This window comes from Bradyrhizobium sp. GW821-FHT13H06 (assembly GCF_058803975.1).
In genome coordinates, this window is the sequence record NZ_JBXAPN010000002.1 from 987,822 (window position 1) to 1,004,574 (window position 16,753).

The 16,753-nt window shown below is 65.0% G+C and carries 16 protein-coding genes; 4 read left to right on the forward strand and 12 right to left on the reverse strand.

The genetic code is table 11. The features are described 5' to 3' along the window. Position 1: 1 nt before the first annotated feature. The 11 genes from AC1RQP_RS11565 to cysG form a co-directional block, all read right to left on the reverse strand. On the reverse strand, positions 2-1,177 hold the full coding sequence (locus AC1RQP_RS11565) for a DUF3734 domain-containing protein (protein WP_239627279.1): 1,176 nt from the start codon (positions 1,175-1,177) through the stop codon (positions 2-4). Between the two features lie 78 nt (positions 1,178-1,255). Next, the gene (locus tag AC1RQP_RS11570; protein WP_239627281.1) at positions 1,256-1,759 is read right to left on the reverse strand and encodes a CAP domain-containing protein; all 504 of its coding nucleotides are present in this window, start codon (positions 1,757-1,759) and stop codon (positions 1,256-1,258) included. Positions 1,760-1,958: 199 nt separating this feature from the next. Next, a complete protein-coding gene (locus AC1RQP_RS11575) occupies positions 1,959-2,993 on the reverse strand; it encodes a sulfate/molybdate ABC transporter ATP-binding protein (protein WP_239627282.1) in 1,035 nt (344 codons plus the stop codon). Continuing rightward, on the reverse strand, positions 2,983-3,894 hold the full coding sequence (cysW, locus tag AC1RQP_RS11580; protein WP_239627284.1) for a sulfate ABC transporter permease subunit CysW: 912 nt from the start codon (positions 3,892-3,894) through the stop codon (positions 2,983-2,985). The genes AC1RQP_RS11575 and cysW overlap by 11 nt, the downstream gene beginning before the upstream one ends. A 9-nt stretch (positions 3,895-3,903) precedes the next feature. Continuing rightward, a complete protein-coding gene (gene cysT, locus AC1RQP_RS11585; protein WP_492937010.1) occupies positions 3,904-4,740 on the reverse strand; it encodes a sulfate ABC transporter permease subunit CysT in 837 nt (278 codons plus the stop codon). Positions 4,741-4,777: 37 nt separating this feature from the next. After that, positions 4,778-5,779, reverse strand: a complete 1,002-nt coding sequence (locus AC1RQP_RS11590; protein ID WP_492937011.1) for a sulfate ABC transporter substrate-binding protein — start codon at positions 5,777-5,779, stop codon at positions 4,778-4,780. 107 nt (positions 5,780-5,886) lie between these two features. Beyond that, a complete protein-coding gene (locus AC1RQP_RS11595; protein ID WP_492937012.1) occupies positions 5,887-6,612 on the reverse strand; it encodes a phosphoadenylyl-sulfate reductase in 726 nt (241 codons plus the stop codon). Further along, positions 6,609-7,124 (reverse strand): DUF934 domain-containing protein, encoded by a 516-nt coding sequence (locus AC1RQP_RS11600; protein ID WP_492937013.1) that lies wholly within the window; start codon positions 7,122-7,124, stop codon positions 6,609-6,611. The genes AC1RQP_RS11595 and AC1RQP_RS11600 overlap by 4 nt, the downstream gene beginning before the upstream one ends. Further along, positions 7,111-8,766 carry a nitrite/sulfite reductase gene (locus AC1RQP_RS11605; RefSeq protein ID WP_492937014.1) on the reverse strand — a complete coding sequence of 552 codons (1,656 nt, stop codon included), beginning with the start codon at positions 8,764-8,766 and terminating at the stop codon, positions 7,111-7,113. The genes AC1RQP_RS11600 and AC1RQP_RS11605 overlap by 14 nt, the downstream gene beginning before the upstream one ends. A gap of 11 nt (positions 8,767-8,777) precedes the next feature. Further along, complete coding sequence (locus AC1RQP_RS11610) at positions 8,778-9,095, reverse strand: DUF2849 domain-containing protein (RefSeq protein WP_239627294.1); 318 nt, start codon at positions 9,093-9,095, stop codon at positions 8,778-8,780. Then, positions 9,092-10,528 carry a siroheme synthase CysG gene (gene cysG / locus AC1RQP_RS11615; RefSeq protein ID WP_492937015.1) on the reverse strand — a complete coding sequence of 479 codons (1,437 nt, stop codon included), beginning with the start codon at positions 10,526-10,528 and terminating at the stop codon, positions 9,092-9,094. The genes AC1RQP_RS11610 and cysG overlap by 4 nt, the downstream gene beginning before the upstream one ends. 244 nt (positions 10,529-10,772) lie before the next feature. On the opposite strand from cysG, the gene cysD reads away from it, so the two are divergent. From cysD to AC1RQP_RS11635, 4 genes are all read left to right on the forward strand, one after another. Next, the gene (gene cysD / locus AC1RQP_RS11620) at positions 10,773-11,567 is read left to right on the forward strand and encodes a sulfate adenylyltransferase subunit CysD (RefSeq protein ID WP_492937016.1); all 795 of its coding nucleotides are present in this window, start codon (positions 10,773-10,775) and stop codon (positions 11,565-11,567) included. A 22-nt stretch (positions 11,568-11,589) separates the two neighbouring features. Continuing rightward, entirely contained in the window at positions 11,590-13,506 is a 1,917-nt protein-coding gene (cysC, locus tag AC1RQP_RS11625) for an adenylyl-sulfate kinase (protein WP_492937017.1), read from the forward strand. A 408-nt stretch (positions 13,507-13,914) separates the two neighbouring features. Then, the gene (locus tag AC1RQP_RS11630) at positions 13,915-16,080 is read left to right on the forward strand and encodes a malate synthase G (RefSeq protein ID WP_492937018.1); all 2,166 of its coding nucleotides are present in this window, start codon (positions 13,915-13,917) and stop codon (positions 16,078-16,080) included. A gap of 129 nt (positions 16,081-16,209) precedes the next feature. After that, positions 16,210-16,410 (forward strand): CsbD family protein, encoded by a 201-nt coding sequence (locus tag AC1RQP_RS11635; RefSeq protein WP_061880957.1) that lies wholly within the window; start codon positions 16,210-16,212, stop codon positions 16,408-16,410. 135 nt (positions 16,411-16,545) lie between these two features. Here the strand turns inward: AC1RQP_RS11635 and AC1RQP_RS11640 are convergent, their stop codons facing one another. Further along, on the reverse strand, positions 16,546-16,701 hold the full coding sequence (locus tag AC1RQP_RS11640; protein ID WP_007599832.1) for a Thivi_2564 family membrane protein: 156 nt from the start codon (positions 16,699-16,701) through the stop codon (positions 16,546-16,548). Positions 16,702-16,753 lie beyond the last annotated feature (52 nt).

Consider the following 16,753-nt stretch of genomic DNA (forward strand, 5'->3'; position numbering starts at 1 on the left):
TCTATTCGCTCCTTTTTGCCGGGGGCGCGGTGACGTCCCCCGTGAGATCGTAGGTCACCATGGTCTCGCTGGACTGGGGCCGCTCGAGCCAGTCCCTGTGGCGCATCGACAGATGCACGTCGCGCACGCCGGCTTCCCAATGCTCGACCATGGCGACATGCGAGAAATCGTAATCCTTGGACGACGATTCGTAGTTCTTGCTGCGATAGATCAGATGCACCACCGTGACGGTGCTTTCGCGCGACACTTTCGCCAGGAATTCGACGGAAGGATCGTTCTTGAGATAGTCCGGCAATTTACTGATCAGGTCACGCACGGCGCGGCGCGCGTTGTGCAGCTGCTTGTTCTTGTCGGTGTTCATCCGCGTGCGGCTGGAATAGCGGATGTCCTTCTCGCGCTCGGCAGCTTCCAGCAGCGAGTTCGGCAGATCCCCACGCGCGGAGAACAGATCGACCTGGAAGATCAGCATGTCGCGTTCGACCTCGGCATCGAGCACGTAGTCGAGCGGGGTGTTGGAGGCGATGCCGCCGTCCCAGTAATGTTCGCCGTCGATGTTCACGGAAGGAAAGCCCGGCGGCAGCGCGCCGGAGGCCATGATGTGTTCGGGGCCGATGGTCTTGCCGAGCTTCTTGAACTCGTAATTGTCGAAGTATTTGAAGTTGCCCGAGGTGACGCCGACCGCGCCGACCGACAGCCGCGTCTTCAGATCGTTGATGCGGTCGAAATCGACGAGACGCTCCAGCGTCTTCTTCAGCGGCGATGTGTCGTAATAGCTTTCCGCTTCGGGATGCCCCGGCGGCCAGAGCGGCGCCGGCGGAATGCGCGGCGTGAAGAAGCCGGGCACGCCGAAGGTCGCAATCAGCGCAGCGCTGGTCGAATTGAACAGCTCGCGGCTGTGGTCGCTCTTGCCGAGAGGCTTCCACGGGACCGGCGCCGAGACCATCTCCCAGAACTCCTTGAGCCGCTTGACGCGCGTCTGGCCCTCATTGCCGGCGATGATGGCAGCGTTGACCGCGCCGATGGAGATGCCGGCCACCCATTCCGGCTCGAATCCGTAGCCGCACAGCGCCTGATAGGCGCCGGCCTGGTAGGAGCCGAGCGCGCCGCCGCCCTGGAGAACCAGGACGCGTTGCGCATTCGTCGGGACTGTTGCGATTTCCGGACTATGATCTGTCATTCGGGAACAATAGCAAAAGGCTGGCCACCGTGGCGACACCCCGCTCCGGCGTCAATGCATCCCGGGATCAAGTCTGGCTTATCGAGGCTCCGTCGAGGCCAGGATCATGGTCCAGAACACCTTGTACTTGGTGCCGGGAGCATAGCTCGCCGCGATGCCTAATTTTGTGACACCGCCCTTGAGCATGTTGGCGCGGTGAGGCGGCGAGTCGCGCCAGCCAGAAAACGCTTCTGCCAGCGTATGATAGCCGGCCGAGATGTTCTCGACCGCCACGGTCGCGGGATAACCGCCGGCGGCGAGGCGCTTGGCCAGCGGCGCGCGGACGTCGTGGTCCATCTTGTTGGCCGCCGCCATCGCGCCCGACTGGGACTCGGCGAGCCGCATCAGGTCGGAATCGATCACGACGGTGCCCAGCCCGTTGTTCTGGCGGTATTGCGAGATCATCACCGCAGCCGCCTGCGCATCGAGCTTGGAGCCCGGAACCGCCATGTCGGTGTACATGGATGGCTGCTGGACCGGTGCTTCGTTGCCGGCACAGCCGGCGAGCAGCAAAATGACGAGAATTGCGGCCGCAGCGCGCATGAATCGAGGCCCCCAAATGAGGGGCCGTTGTTGCATATCAACCGTGGCTGAAAGGTGAATTTTGAAGAAAATCGACGCAAGTCGTTCCGGGGCGCGCGTCAGCGCGAACTATGGTGCGCAATCGCGCACCTGAGAATCTCGCGCTACAATCTCGGGATTCCGGGTTCGCTTCGCATCGCCCCGGAATGACAGGGGGTTTCTAGCCCGCAAATATCCGGTAGCGGCGGGGCTCCAATCCGATCATGTCGCCGGCGCGAAGTTCCTTGTCGCGGGGGGCATCGATCTCGATGGTCTGGCCGCCCGAGAGCGCGACCTCGGCGCGCTGGACGGGGCCGAAATTGCGGACATGCCGGACCGCGCCCTCGAAGGCGCCGCTGCCGGGCGGGCCGACCAGCATGTCATGTCGCCGCACGAACAGTTTTGACGCGCCAGGCGCAAGCCCGTCCGCTGTGAGCCGAAGTGGCCGGCCGCCGAGCGTGACAGCACCACCCTCGACTTCAACCGGCAGCTCGATCGATTCACCGATGAAGCCGTGGACGAAGGCGGTCGCGGGACTTGCATAGACGTCATCGGGCGAGCCGATCTGCTCGATCCTGCCCTTGTCCATCACCACGACGCGGTTGGCGACTTCCAGCGCCTCCTCCTGGTCATGGGTGACGAAGATCGAGGTGACGTGGATCTCATGATGCAGCGAGCGCAGCCATTTGCGCAGCTCTTTCCTCACCTTGGCATCGAGCGCGCCGAACGGCTCGTCGAGCAGCAGGATGCGCGGCTCGATCGCGAGCGCGCGGGCGAGCGCGATGCGCTGGCGCTGGCCGCCGGAAAGCTGGCTCGGGTAGCGATCGGCGAGCCAGTCGAGCTGTACGAGATCGAGCAGCTCCTTGACCCGGGCGCGGATCGCCGCCTCGTCCTTGCGGACCGCGCGCGGCTGCACGCGCAGGCCGAAGGCGACGTTCTCGAACACCGTCATGTGGCGGAACAGCGCGTAGTGCTGGAACACGAAGCCGACGTGACGCTCTCGCGCGCCTTGCGCCAGTGCGTCCTCGCCATTGATCAAGACCTCGCCGGAATCAGGCCAGTCGAGCCCGGCGACGATCCGCAGCAGCGTGGTCTTGCCCGAGCCTGACGGACCGAGCAGCGCCACCAGCTCGCCGCTGTCGACCTTGAGATCGACGCCGTCGAGGGCTTTGAAGCTGCCGAACGACTTGACGAGATTTCTGACTTCAATGGTCACTTGACTCTTGTCCTTCGTCCAGATGGCGTTCGAGAACAGTCTTCGCGATCAGCGTGATCAGCGCCAGCATCGCCAGCAGCGAGGCGATCGCGAAGGCGGCGACGAACTGGTACTCGTTGTAGAGAATCTCGACAAGGAGCGGCATGGTGTTGGTCTCGCCGCGAATGTGGCCGGAGACGACCGAGACAGCGCCGAACTCGCCCATGGCGCGGGCGTTGCAGAGCAGGACGCCGTAGAGCACCCCCCATTTGATGTTGGGCAGCGTGACGCGGAAGAAGGTCTGGAGACCCGAGGCGCCCAGCGAGATCGCGGCCTCCTCCTCCTGAGTGCCCTGCTCCTGCATCAGGGGGATCAGCGCACGGGCCACGAAGGGAAAGGTGACGAAGGTGGTGGCGAGCGCAATGCCGGGCACCGCGAACAAGATCTGGATGTCGTGCTCGCGCAGCCAGCTGCCGAAATAGCCCTGTGCGCCGAACAGCAGCACAAAGACGAGACCCGAGATCACCGGACTGACCGAGAACGGCAGGTCGATCAGCGTGATCAGGAACGTCTTGCCCGGAAAATCGAACTTGGCGATGGCCCAGGCGGCGACGAGGCCGAACACGAGGTTGAGGCCTACTGAGATCGCTGCGACCAGCAGTGTCAGCCTGATTGCAGCCAGCGCCTCCGGCTCGGCGAGCGCGGCGAGATAGGCGACGACGCCCCTCGAGAACGCTTGCGCAAAGACGACGACGAGCGGGAGCACGACGAAGACAGTGAGAAAGATCATCGCGAGCGCGATGATGGTGATGCGCACCGCGCGCGGTTCGGTACGCAAATTGTCCCGCGCTGCCGCCGCCTGCGCACGCGCCTTCGCGTCGGAGGCCGAGAGCGGTATGGAATCTGCGATCTGCATCGTCATGATCCGCCCTCAGCGCTCCGGAATCCGGCTCTGCGCCCAGCGCTGGAGCCGGTTGACGGCAAAGATGATCACGAACGACACGACCAGCATGACCACCGCGATCGCAGTCGCATCGGCATAGCGGAACTCGGAGAGCCGGATCACGATCAGGAGCGGCGCGATCTCGGAGACGTTGGGCAGATTGCCGGCGATGAAGATCACCGAGCCGTATTCGCCGACCGCGCGGGCGAAGGCGAGCGCGAGGCCGGTGAGCAGCGCCGGTGCGAGCGACGGCAGGATCACGCGGAAGATGGTCTGCCAGCGGCTGGCGCCAAGGCTCCCCGCGGCCTCCTCGATCTCGGGGTCGAGATCCTGGAGCACCGGCTGCACCGTGCGAACCACGAAGGGAATACCGATGAAGATCATGGCGACGAAGATGCCGACCGGCGTGAACGCCACCTTGATGCCGAGCGCGGCAAGCGGCGCGCCCAGCCAGCCCTTCTCGGCGAACAGCGCGGTCAGCGCCACGCCGGCCACCGCGGTCGGCAGCGCGAAGGGCACGTCCACGATGGCGTCGAACAGCCGCCGGCCCGGGAAACGGTAGCGCACCAGCGCCCAGACGATGATGCTGCCCATGACGAGATTGACGCAGGCCGCCGCAAAGGCGAGGCCGAACGAGACGCGGAGCGCGTTCAGGGTACGGCGGCTGGAAAGGATGTTCCAGAACTGCTCGGGGCTGAGCTCGAGCGATTTCAGGAACAGGCCGGCGAGCGGAATCAGGATGATCACGGACAGCCAGGTCAGCGTCAGTCCCATGGTGAGACCGAAGCCCGGCAATGTCCGGCGTCGTGCTGCAACTGCGCTCACCAGGCCCCCTGCAAAAGCCTCTTAAGACAGCGCCTGATCAGTTCTTGTAGATCTGATCAAAGACGCCGCCGTCGGCAAAATGTTCCCTCTGTGCCTTGGTCCAGCCGCCGAAAACGTCGTCGATCGTGAACAGCTCGACCTTGGCGAAGGCGTTTTCATACTTCTTGGCGATTTCGGCATCGCGCGGACGGTAGAAGTTGCGCGCGGCGATCTCCTGCCCCTCCTTGGTGTACCAATATTGCAGATAGGCATCGGCGACGTTGCGATTGCCCTTTCGGTCGGCAACCTTGTCCACGATCGCGACCGGCGGCTCGGCGAGGATCGATTGTGGCGGCGCCACGACCTCGAACTTGTTCGCGCCGAACTCCTTCAGCGCAAGGAACGCCTCGTTCTCCCAGGCGAGCAGCACGTCGCCGACACCGCGCTCGACGAAGGTCACGGTGGCGCCCCGCGCACCGGTATCCAGCACCGGGACCTGCTGGTAGAGCTTGCCGATGAAGTCCTTGGCCTTGTCGGCCGAGCCGAACTTCTTCTGCGCAAAGCCCCAGGCCGCAAGATAATTCCAGCGTGCCCCGCCCGATGTCTTCGGGTTCGGTGTGATCACGGCGACGCCCGGCTTGATCAGATCGTCCCAGTCCCTGATGCCCTTGGGATTGCCCTTGCGCACCAGGAACACGATGGTCGAGGTATAGGGGGATGAATTCTGCGGCAGCCGCTTTTGCCAATCCGCCGCCACCAGGCCCTTGGCAGCGATGGCATCGATGTCATAGGCGAGCGCGAGCGTCACCACGTCGGCCTGCAATCCGTCGATCACCGCGCGCGCCTGCGAACCGCTGCCGCCATGCGACTGCTTGATCTCGATGCTCTTGCCGGTCTCCTTCTGATAGGCATTCGCGAACGCCTTGTTGAACTCGCCATAGAGCTCACGCGTCGGATCGTACGACACGTTCAGCAAACTGACGTCAGCAGCGAGAGCCGAGCTTGCCCAGAGGAGTCCTGCAGCGAGCGGAACGATACGGCGCATCATGTCCATCTCCATTCACCTCGACGACATCGGTGTCATCGACGCAGGCATAACTCGGGGCGAAAGGCACTCAAGTCAACGGAACCGGATTTTCTTGTTCGCAGCGTGGCAACGCAACCGTGCTACGAAACCTTCATCGTGTGAATGCCGCATTCTGTCTTGGCGCGGCCCCGCCATCGGCCGGCGCGGGAATCCTCGCCCTCGGCCGTTCTGCTGGTGCAAGGCATACAGCCAACCGACAGAAATCCTGACGCAACCAGAGGGTGCCGCGGCAATTTGGCACGAGTGAAGATCGCCTCGATCTCCTCGCGCGAGACGTTGGCGAAGGGATTGAACTTCAACCGCGCGCCGTCGTCCTCGACGACGGGAATGTCGGCGCGCGCACTACCCTGGAAGCGCTTGCGGCCGTTGAGCCAGGCCGAGAACGGCTTCAGCGCCCGCGCCAGCGGTTCTACCTTGCGGATACGGCAGCAGGCGTCGGGATCGGAGAACCAGAGGTCGCGGTCGGGATCGTCGCGCGAGAGTGCCTCGTCGGCCGGCTTGATCGACCGGACGTCCTTCAGGCCCAGCTTCGCGATCAGCGTGTCGCGATAGGCCAGCGTCTCCTCGAACAGCCAGCCGGTGTCGAGAAAGATCACCGGAATCGCGGGATCGACGTCCGCCATGACCTTCAGCAGCGTCGCCGATTCCGTACCGAAGGACGATACCAGCGCGAGCTTGTCGCGCCCGACCGTCTTCAGCGCCGCAGCGATGATCTCCGCGGGCGAGGCATCGCGCAAAGCGCGATCGAGCTCCTCCGCCGAGGGCAACGCAGAGACCGTAGAAACCTGAGGCGCGATCGCGGTCACGTGCCGACACCTTCGGAATGGCGCAGCTGCATGCGCCGGTGCAGCGCCGTGATGCGGCCATCGCCGGTCGGCTGGTAGAACACCGAATAGCGCCTGGCCGTCTGCATGAAGGCTTCCGCGTCCGCCTGCTTCTTGACCTCGAAGGCGTCGAAGCCGGCGCGCAGCATGAACACGAACTGGTCGCGCAGCACCTGGCCGGTGGCGCGCAACTCGCCGCGGTAATTGTAGCGTTCTCGCAGCAGCCGTGCCTGGCTGTAGGCGCGCCCGTCGCGGAAGGTCGGGAATACCAGCGCGACGGCCGCGATCCTGCCGAGATGCGGCACGAGTTCGGCGATGTCGCGATTGTTCGGCCAGATCACGCCGACCTTGCCGGCGCGCTGGAGCAAGCCCTCGGCCTCGCCGAGGAAACGCTCGGCCGGCACAAGAATGTCGCCGCGCTCGGGCAGCGGCGTATCGACGGCGAGTTTGACGAAGCCGTCGTCGACGATCTTTCCGCCGTTAACGAGTGGCATAGACGCGCTCCTTGAAAGGTTCGACGCCGAGGCGCTTCACCGTGTCCATGAACAGCTCTTCGGGCCGCTCACGCAGCGCCAGATAGGCCTCCACGATGTCCTCGACGACATCGGCGACCTCGTCGAACTTGACGCCCGGCCCGATCAAGGTCCCGAGCGCCGCGTTCTCGTCGGCGCGGCCGCCGATGGTGATCTGGTAGACTTCCTCGCCGTTCTTCTCGACGCCGAGAATGCCGATATGGCCGACATGGTGGTGGCCGCAGGCATTGATGCAGCCGGAGATGTTGATGTGGAGCCGGCCGATCAGATTGGCGAGCTCGTGATTGGCGAAGCGCCGCGTCAGCTCCTGCGCGATCGGGATCGAGCGCGCATTCGCCAGCGAGCAATAATCGAGCCCCGGGCAGGCGATGATGTCGGTGATCAGATTGACGTTGGGCGTCGCGAGCCCGAGCTTGTCGAGCGCCTTCCACAGCGCCGGCAGATCGCGCTTGGCGACGTGCGGCAGCGCCAGGTTCTGCTCATGGCCGACGCGGATCTCGCCGAAGGAATATCTGTCGGCGAGATCGGCGAGTGCGTCCATCTGCTCGGCGGTGGCATCGCCCGGAGGCCCGCCGGTCGGCTTCAGCGAGATCGTGACGATGGAATAGCCCTGCACCTTGTGCGGAGCCACCGAGTTCTTGCGCCACGCCTCGAAATCCGGATCGGCCGCGGCCTGGCGCAGCTCGTCGGGCATGTGCGGCAGCTTCTCGTAGGCCGGATAGGTGAAGCGCGAGCGGATGTCCTCGATCACCTCGTCGTCGATCTGGAGCGAGGAGTTGCGGATGTGCTGCCACTCCTCCTCGACCTCGCGGGAGAACTTCTCGATGCCGAGCTCGTGCACCAGGATCTTGATACGCGCCTTGTAGATGTTGTCGCGGCGGCCGTACTGGTTGTAGACGCGCAGGATCGCCTCGATGTAGCTGAGGATGTCGCGGCCGTGGACGAAATGCTTGATGGTCTTGGCGATGAACGGCGTGCGGCCGAGACCGCCGCCGACCAGCACCTCGAAGCCGGTCTCGCCCTTCTCGTTCTTGATCAGCCGCAGGCCGATGTCGTGGATCTTGATCGCAGCGCGGTCATGGTCCGACGCGGTGATCGCGATCTTGAACTTGCGCGGCAGGAACGAGAATTCCGGATGCAGCGTGGTGTGCTGGCGGATCAGCTCCGACCAGATGCGCGGGTCCTCGATCTCGCCGGGCGCGACGCCGGCCCACTGGTCCGACGTGACGTTGCGCATGTTGTTGCCGGAGGTCTGCATCGCATGGATGCCGACCTTGGCGAGGTCTTCGAGCGCGTCCGGCAGCTCGGCGAGCTTGATCCAGTTGAACTGGATGTTCTGCCGCGTGGTGAAATGGCCGTAGCCGCGGTCGTATTTGCGCGCGACATGGGCGAGCGCCCGCAGCTGGTTGGTCGCCAGCGTGCCGTAGGGGATCGCAACGCGGAACATGTAGGCGTGCAGTTGCAGATAGACGCCGTTCTGAAGCCGCAGGATCTTGAACTCGTCCTCGGTGAGCTCGCCGGAGAGGCGCCGCCTCACCTGGTCGCGGAACTCCGAGACGCGCTCGTTGACGAGCGTGCGGTCGATTTCGTCGTAAGCATACATTAGTGCGTGCCTTAAACCTGGGCCGGCTGTCCGATGGTGACGCCGGTGCGGCGGATCTGTTCGCGCAGATTGCCGGGCAGGATCTTGCCGTCCTCGCCGATCTGCACCGGCGCGATATAGGGGCCGATCGCACCGACATCATCGGCGATGGACTCCGCAAGCAACGCCCTGGCCTCGTCGGAGTTGCGCACGATCGCGGCTTCCGCCAGCTCGGCGGACCAGCCCTTGGCGGCGGTGCGGTAGACGACGATGCCGTCCCAGGTGCGGTTGGCGGTCACGACCGAGGGGCCGGCGATTTTGATCTTCTTCTGTTCGAGCGGGGAGGTCATTCGGCTGCATCCAGGAGGTCAGAGATGATTTGCTTCGGGGTCTTGTTGGGGGTTTGACGGCCAAGCGAGCCGGCATGCCGGACCACGTCGCCGATGATGAGGATGGCGGGACCACCTTGGATCCGCCGTACGAGCTCGGGCAGGTCGCGCAGCGTGCCGATCGCGCCCTGCGCATCGGGCCGCGTGACGCGGGCGAACACGCCGACCGGCGTTTCCGGCGAGCGGCCGGCTGCGAACAGGCCGGCGCGCACGGCCGGCGCCGCCGTCATGCCCATGTAGACCACGACGGTCATCCTGGTGTCGGTCAGCGTCGACCAATCCACATTCTCGGCATCGCGCGCCTTGTGCGCGGTCAGGAAGGTGATGCGGGTCGCTTCATGGCGATAGGTGAGCGGCACCTCGAAATCGGCGGCGCCGCCGAGCCCTGCGGTGATGCCGGGGACGATCGAATAGGCGATGCCGGCGGCGCGCAGCGCTTCGACCTCTTCACCACCGCGGCCGAACACGAGGGGATCGCCGCCCTTCAGCCGCACCACACGCTGGCCGGCTTGCGCGGCTTCGATCATGCGCTTGTTGATGGCGTCCTGGCCGATGCCGGGCTTGCCGACGCGGCGGCCGACCGCAACGCGCGTGGTGTCGCGGCGGATGCGATCGAGAATCTCGGACGAGACCAGCTCGTCATGAAAGACGATGTCCGCATCCTGCAAGGCGCGCAGCGCCTTGATGGTGAGAAGGTCAGGATCGCCCGGGCCGGCACCGACCAGCGCGACCGAGCCTTCCGGCTTGTCGGCGCGCGCGAATTCGGAGGGGTCCGCAATTGCCTTGAGCGCAGCGTCCGCTTCGCCCTTGCGGCCGGCGAGCACGGACGCGCCGATCGGACCGTCGATGACGCGCTCCCAGAAGCGGCGGCGCAGTGGAAACTCGGCGATGCGCTCGTTGATGGATTTGCGGAATCCGCCGATGAACTCGGCAAGCTCGCCGATGCGGGCCGGCAGCAGCGCCTCGATCTTCTCGCGCACGCGCCGCGCCACCACCGGCGAGGTGCCGCCGGTGCCGACCGCGACCACGACATCGCCGCGATCGACGATCGCCGGGAAGATGAAGCTGGAGTGCTCGAGATCGTCCATGACGTTGACGGGCAGACCGAGCGCTTTCGCCCGCACGGACATCGCAACGCCGACGTCGCCGGCACCCGCGCAGACAATGGCGACGACACCTGAGAGATCGGCCGTGAGCGGATCGCCGCTCGCGATTTCGACGCGCGCCGCGTCCCCGGAGTCGAGGCCAAAATCCTGATTGCCGTCGATCGCATGCACGCGCAGGCGCGCGCCGGCAGCGGCGAGCACGCGCATCTTGGCGCGCAGAAGCTCACCCGCGCCGATGAGGACCACCGGGCCGGCCTTGAGATCGAGAAACACCGGCAAGAACCGCATGCGCTACTCGCTTCCCCACAAACGGGGTTGACTGGAATTATTTTCTATATATGTCTCGTTTCGAGCGCGCAAAGAGAAAATTTTTTCTTCTCTTCCGCACCGCAACTATAGAATTTTCGCCTCCAAACGCAAAGTGGCAGAGATGCATCTTCTCAAGGACGATTCCGCTGCTGTCGGAGTGAGCAGCCCGGCCCTCATCGAGCGCTTGGGCCAGCAAGAATTTTCTGCCGACCTTGCCCCGAGCATGGACCATCTCGACCAGCTCGAGGCGCAGAGCATCTACATCTTCCGCGAGGCCTTCGCCCGGCTGAAGAAGATCGCCCTGCTGTGGTCGCTCGGCAAGGATTCCAACGTCATGATCTGGCTGGCGCGGAAGGCCTTCCTCGGCAAGATGCCGTTTCCCGCCCTTCACGTCGATACCGGCAAGAAGTTTCCGGAGATGTATCGCTTCCGCGATCATTACGGCAAGGAGTGGGATCTCGATTTGCGCGTCGAGCCCTGCCCGCCGATCGATGCCGTCGACCCGACGCTGCCGCCGGCCGCGCGCTCCGCCGCGCGCAAGACCGAAGGCCTCAAGATGGCGCTCGCCAAATACGGCTTTGACGGCCTGATCGCCGGCATCCGCCGCGACGAGGAGGCAACGCGCGCCAAGGAGCGTGTGTTCTCGCCGCGCGGGTTGGAGGGCAATTGGGACGTGCGCGACCAGCCGCCGGAATTCTGGGATCATTTCAACGCGTCGCCACCGCAAGGCGCGCATTTGCGCATCCATCCGATCCTGCATTGGACCGAGGCCGACATCTGGGCCTACACCAAGCGCGAGAACATTCCGATCATCCCGCTGTATCTCGCCAAGGACGGCAAGCGCTATCGCTCGCTGGGTGATCAGGACATCACCAACCCGGTCGCCTCGACAGCGTCCAGCATCGACGAGATCCTGATCGAGCTCGAACAGACCAAGGTGCCGGAACGCGCCGGACGCGCGCTCGACCACGAGACCGAGGATGCTTTCGAGCGCCTGCGCGTCGCCGGCTATCTCTGACCTCAAGGACGCGAGCGCCCGCATGAACATGATCGTCACCCCGGCTTCGTCCGCGACTCCGAACGGCACCACGCGTCCCCAGGTGCGCATCGTCATCGTCGGCCATGTCGACCACGGCAAGTCGACCCTGGTCGGCCGCCTCCTGCACGAGACCGGCAGCCTGCCCGAGGGCAAGCTCGAAATGCTGAAGGCCGTCAGCGCACGGCGCGGCATGCCGTTCGAATGGTCGTTCCTGCTCGACGCTTTGCAGACCGAGCGCGACCAGGGCATCACCATCGACACCACGCAGATCCGCTTCCGCACCAATTCACGCGACATCGTCCTGATCGACGCGCCAGGCCACGCCGAGTTCCTGCGCAACATGATCACCGGCGCCTCGCAGGCCGACGGCGCGGTGCTGATCATCGACGCGCTCGAAGGCGTGCGCGACCAGACGAGGCGGCACGGCTATCTCCTTCATCTGCTCGGCGTGAAGCAGGTCGCTGTCGTCGTCAACAAGATGGACCGCGTCGATTTCTCCGCCGCGCGCTTCAAGGACATCAGCGACGAGATCTCCGCGCATCTGAACGGCCTCGGCGTGACGCCGACGGCGGTGATCCCGATTTCGGCGCGCGACGGCGACGGCGTCGCGGAGCGCACGGGCCGGATCGGCTGGTACAAGGGCCCGACCGTGGTCGAGGCGCTTGATAGGCTCGAGCCGGCGCGGCCGCTGGGGACGCTGGCGCTGCGGCTGCCGGTGCAGGCGATCTACAAGTTCGACGACCGGCGCATCGTCGCCGGCCGCATCGAATCCGGCAGCCTGATTGCCGGCGACGAGATCGTGATCATGCCGGCCGGCAAGATCGCCAGGATCAAGACCGTCGAGAGCTGGCCGGTGACGCCGCTGGCGGGACGGCAGGGCGCGGGCCGCTCGGTCGGCATCACGCTCGACCGCGAGCTGTTCATCGAGCGCGGCGACATCATCGCGCATGCAGGCAGTGCGCCGCGCGAAACACGCCGGCTGCGCGCGCGCATCTTCTGGCTGCACGACAAGCCGCTCGCCAAGGGCGACCAGATCCTGGTGCGCAGCGGTCCGAAGGAGAGCCGCGCCACCGTCGTCGCCATCGAGAAGGCGGTCGATCCCGGCGAGCTCTCGAGCACCGAGAACAAGGCGATCGCCCGCAACCATGTCGGCGAGATCGACATTTCGCTTTCGAATCCGATCGCCACCGATCCCTACACCGAGAACCCGCGCACCGGCCGTCTCGTGATCGAAGTCTCCGGACGCATCGCCGGCGGCGGCCTGGTGCTGTCCGTCGATGCCGGCCAGCGCGCCGTGCCGGTCGATATCGTGCCGGTGGAATCGGCACTGCGCCCTGACGAGCGCGCGGCGCGCTACCGCCACAACGGTGCCGTGGTCTGGCTCACCGGCCTGCCGGCCTCCGGCAAGTCGACGCTGGCAAGAGCGCTGGAGCGGCGGCTGTTCACCAATGGCGGCTCGCCGGTCCTGCTCGACGGCGACACGCTACGCGCCGGGCTCAACAGCGATCTCGGCTTCTCCGCCCCCGATCGCAGCGAGAACATCCGCCGCCTCGCCGAGGTCGCGACGCATCTCGCCCGCAACGGCCATATCGCGATCGTCGCCGCCGTCTCTCCGGCGCGCGAGGACCGTGCCGCCGCGCGCCGCATCGCCGACACCGCGTTCCGCGAGATCCATGTCGCGACGCCGGCCGAGATCTGCGAGGAGCGCGATCCCAAGGGCCATTACAAGAAGGCTCGCGCCGGGGCGCTGGCCTCGTTCACCGGCATCGGCAACGACTACGAGAAGCCTGAGGCGGCGGAGCTGGTGATCGATACCTCGACGCGAACGGTTACTGAGGCCGCCGACGAGATCGAGCGCATGCTGAAGACGACCGGCGTGCTGTTCGACGAAGTCGTGGACCTCGCCGCGAATATTTGAAGCACCTACTTACTGTTTGGCTAGCTGCCACCGCGCACGCGGTACGTTCCCTCCCCCCTTGTGGGGGAGGGTTAGGGAGAGGGGTTCACACGGGGACTCCCCTCCATCAGCGTGAGCTGATTTCGTCGTCAATTCCAACGCCTTTTGCTTGGCTACCCCTCTCCCCCGCCCTCCCCCGCAAGGGGGGAGGCAGCGCAGTTGTGCGCGCGGCGCCAAGCTGGGCTCAATCGCTGTAAAACCAGCAACCTCCCTGACCTCGCCTTAACATTTTGACAAACCCTTGAGGGTCTTCTCACCGCCCCGATTTTGGGGCTAATAGACCCTCGAAAGCCGCCCCGCGTGGGCGCATTTTGCTGCTGTCGGGTCAAAAGCAGCCAAAAACAGCCATTTCCAACAAGAAAGCCCATCATGAAACGCGTCGACGCCCACGGATTGAAGATCGCCCCCGTCCTGTTTGACTTCATCGCCAACGAAGCGGCCCCGAAAACGGGGATCGCGCCGGATGCGTTCTGGGCCGGGCTTGCCGCCATCATCAAGGAACTGGGCCCGAAGAACCGCGAGTTGCTCGCATTCCGCGACACGCTGCAGGCCAAGATCGACGACTGGCACCGCGCCAACAAGGGCAAGGCGTTCGACCTCGATGCCTATACCGCCTTCCTGAAGGAGATCGGCTATTTGGTCCCGGAGCCGGCGACGCAGAAGGTCGAGACCGCCAATGTCGACGAGGAGATCGGCAAGATCTGCGGTCCGCAGCTTGTCGTGCCGCTCACCAATGCGCGCTACGCGCTGAACGCGGCGAACGCGCGCTGGGGCTCGCTCTATGACGCGTTCTACGGCACCGACGCGATTCCGCACGACGCTGCCGAGAGCGGCAAGGGCTACAACAAGGCGCGCGGCGACAAGGTGATCGCCAAGGCCAAGGCGTTCCTCGACGCCGCCGTGCCGCTCGCCACCGGCAGCCACACCGACGTCACCGCCTACAGCGTCGTCGCGGGCCAGCTTGCGGTGAAGCTGAAGAGCGGCAATGCCACCGCGCTGAAGAACGCGGCACAGTTCGCCGGCTTCCAGGGCGATGCGGCGGCGCCGAGCGCGGTGCTGCTCGTCAACAACGGCCTGCATGTCGAGGTCAAGATCGACCGCAGCAGCGCGATCGGCAAGGACGATCCGGCCGGCGTCGCCGACATGATCATGGAGGCCGCGGTCTCCACCATTCTCGACATGGAGGACTCGGTCGCGGCGGTCGACGCCGAGGACAAGGTGCTGGTCTACCGCAACACGCTCGGGCTGATGAACGGCACGCTCTCGGCCGATTTCGAGAAGGGCGGCAAGACGCTGACGCGCTCGCTCAACGCCGACCGCAGCTACAAGACGCCCGACGGCAAGGGCGAGGTGAGACTGCACGGCCGTAGCCTGCTCCTGATGCGCAATTGCGGTCACCACATGTTCACCGACGCGGTGCTGGACGAGAAGGGCGAGGAGGTCCCCGAGGGCCTGCTCGATGCCGCCGTCTCCGGCCTGCTCGCGATCCACGACCTCAGGGGTCTTTCCAAGGTCAAGAACAGCCGCACCGGCTCGGCCTATATCGTCAAGCCGAAGATGCACGGCCCCGACGAGGTGTCGCTGACCTGCGAGATCTTCGACCGCGTCGAGAAGATGCTGGGCCTGCCCGAGAACACGCTCAAGGTCGGCATCATGGACGAGGAGCGGCGCACCACCGTCAACCTCAAGGCCTGCATCCAGCGCGCCTCCAAGCGCATCATGTTCATCAACACCGGCTTCCTCGACCGCACAGGCGACGAGATCCACACCTCGATGGAGGCGGGCCCGATGATCCGCAAGAACGAGATGAAGGCGCAGGCCTGGATCAAGGCCTATGAGGACTGGAACGTCGACATGGGCCTGACCTGTGGCCTGCCCGGCCATGCCCAGATCGGCAAGGGCATGTGGGCTGCGCCCGACAAGATGGCGGACATGCTGGCGCAGAAGCTCGGCCATCCGCAGGCCGGCGCCACCACCGCCTGGGTGCCCTCCCCGACGGCCGCGACGCTGCACGCGCTGCACTATCACCAGGTCAACGTCACCGCGCGCCAGCAGGAACTCGCCAAGGGCGGACCGCGCGCGAAGCTCTCGGACATCCTCACCATCCCGGTGTCGAAGTCGAACTGGGCGCCGGATGACGTCAAGCAGGAGATCGACAACAACTGCCAGGGCATCCTCGGCTATGTCGTGCGCTGGATCGACCAAGGCGTCGGCTGCTCCAAGGTGCCCGACATCCACGATGTCGGCCTGATGGAGGACCGCGCGACCTTGCGCATCTCCAGCCAGCATCTCGCCAACTGGCTGCATCAGGGCGTGATCACCGAGGCGCAGGTGATGGAATCGCTGAAGCGCATGGCCGTCGTCGTCGACAAGCAGAACGCGGGCGATCCCATCTACAAGCCGATGGCGCCCGCCTTCGACGGCGTCGCCTTCAAGGCGGCCTGCGACCTCATCTTCAAGGGGCGCGAGCAGCCGAACGGCTACACCGAATACATCCTCACCGCCCGCCGCCGCGAGGCGAAAGCGGCGGGCTGAGTACCGATAGAGAACTTCAAAAGCCCCGGCTCACGCCGGGGCTTTTTTGTGGGCGAAACGCCGCGGCGGACCGCGGAACGGCTGCACCGTGGACCGCGTTGTCCGGCCATCAACCAACGGGAGACGGTCATGGACTGGAATCGGATCGAAGGAAACTGGAAGCAATTCAAGGGCTCGGCCAAGGAGAAATGGGCCAAGCTCACCGACGACGACCTCCAATTGATCGAGGGTCGGCGCGAGCAGCTCGAAGGCCGGCTCCAGGAACGCTACGGCAAGGCCAAGGACCAGGTTCGTCAGGACGTCGACGACTGGCTCAAGGGGCTGCACTAAAGCAGCACAAACGAAGCCCCGGCTCAGGCCGGGGCTTTTGTTTAGAGGTGTAGCCCGGGTGAGCGAAGCGATATCCGGGGAGACGCAATAGAGGTCCCGGATATCGCTTCGCTCATCCGGGCTACGATACCTTCGCTAGAATACCGCCAGATATTTCAGCAGCGACACGATGCCGATGATGATGACAACCACGCGCGCGATCTGCTTGGCGCGGCCGTCCATCGGCAGCATGTTGATGAGATAGAGCACGAGAATGACGACGAGAAAGGTAACGAGTACGCCAACCAGCATTGCAGGACCCCCTTCAGGCAAATTGTGCCGCTGTTCTTAACGCGCTGCACAC

Bases quoted from the DNA above. Each gene is read 5' to 3' on its own strand.
- AC1RQP_RS11565 (WP_239627279.1), bottom strand. From the start codon at position 1,177: ATGACAGATCATAGTCCGGAAATCGCAACAGTCCCGACGAATGCGCAA.
- AC1RQP_RS11570 (WP_239627281.1), bottom strand. From the start codon at position 1,759: ATGCGCGCTGCGGCCGCAATTCTCGTCATTTTGCTGCTCGCCGGCTGT.
- cysW (WP_239627284.1), bottom strand. From the start codon at position 3,894: ATGACGATGCAGATCGCAGATTCCATACCGCTCTCGGCCTCCGACGCG.
- AC1RQP_RS11590 (WP_492937011.1), bottom strand. From the start codon at position 5,779: ATGGAGATGGACATGATGCGCCGTATCGTTCCGCTCGCTGCAGGACTC.
- AC1RQP_RS11600 (WP_492937013.1), bottom strand. From the start codon at position 7,124: ATGCCACTCGTTAACGGCGGAAAGATCGTCGACGACGGCTTCGTCAAA.
- AC1RQP_RS11605 (WP_492937014.1), bottom strand. From the start codon at position 8,766: ATGTATGCTTACGACGAAATCGACCGCACGCTCGTCAACGAGCGCGTC.
- AC1RQP_RS11610 (WP_239627294.1), bottom strand. From the start codon at position 9,095: ATGACCTCCCCGCTCGAACAGAAGAAGATCAAAATCGCCGGCCCCTCG.
- cysG (WP_492937015.1), bottom strand. From the start codon at position 10,528: ATGCGGTTCTTGCCGGTGTTTCTCGATCTCAAGGCCGGCCCGGTGGTC.
- cysD (WP_492937016.1), top strand. From the start codon at position 10,773: ATGGACCATCTCGACCAGCTCGAGGCGCAGAGCATCTACATCTTCCGC.
- cysC (WP_492937017.1), top strand. From the start codon at position 11,590: ATGAACATGATCGTCACCCCGGCTTCGTCCGCGACTCCGAACGGCACC.
- AC1RQP_RS11630 (WP_492937018.1), top strand. From the start codon at position 13,915: ATGAAACGCGTCGACGCCCACGGATTGAAGATCGCCCCCGTCCTGTTT.
- AC1RQP_RS11635 (WP_061880957.1), top strand. From the start codon at position 16,210: ATGGACTGGAATCGGATCGAAGGAAACTGGAAGCAATTCAAGGGCTCG.
- AC1RQP_RS11640 (WP_007599832.1), bottom strand. From the start codon at position 16,701: ATGCTGGTTGGCGTACTCGTTACCTTTCTCGTCGTCATTCTCGTGCTC.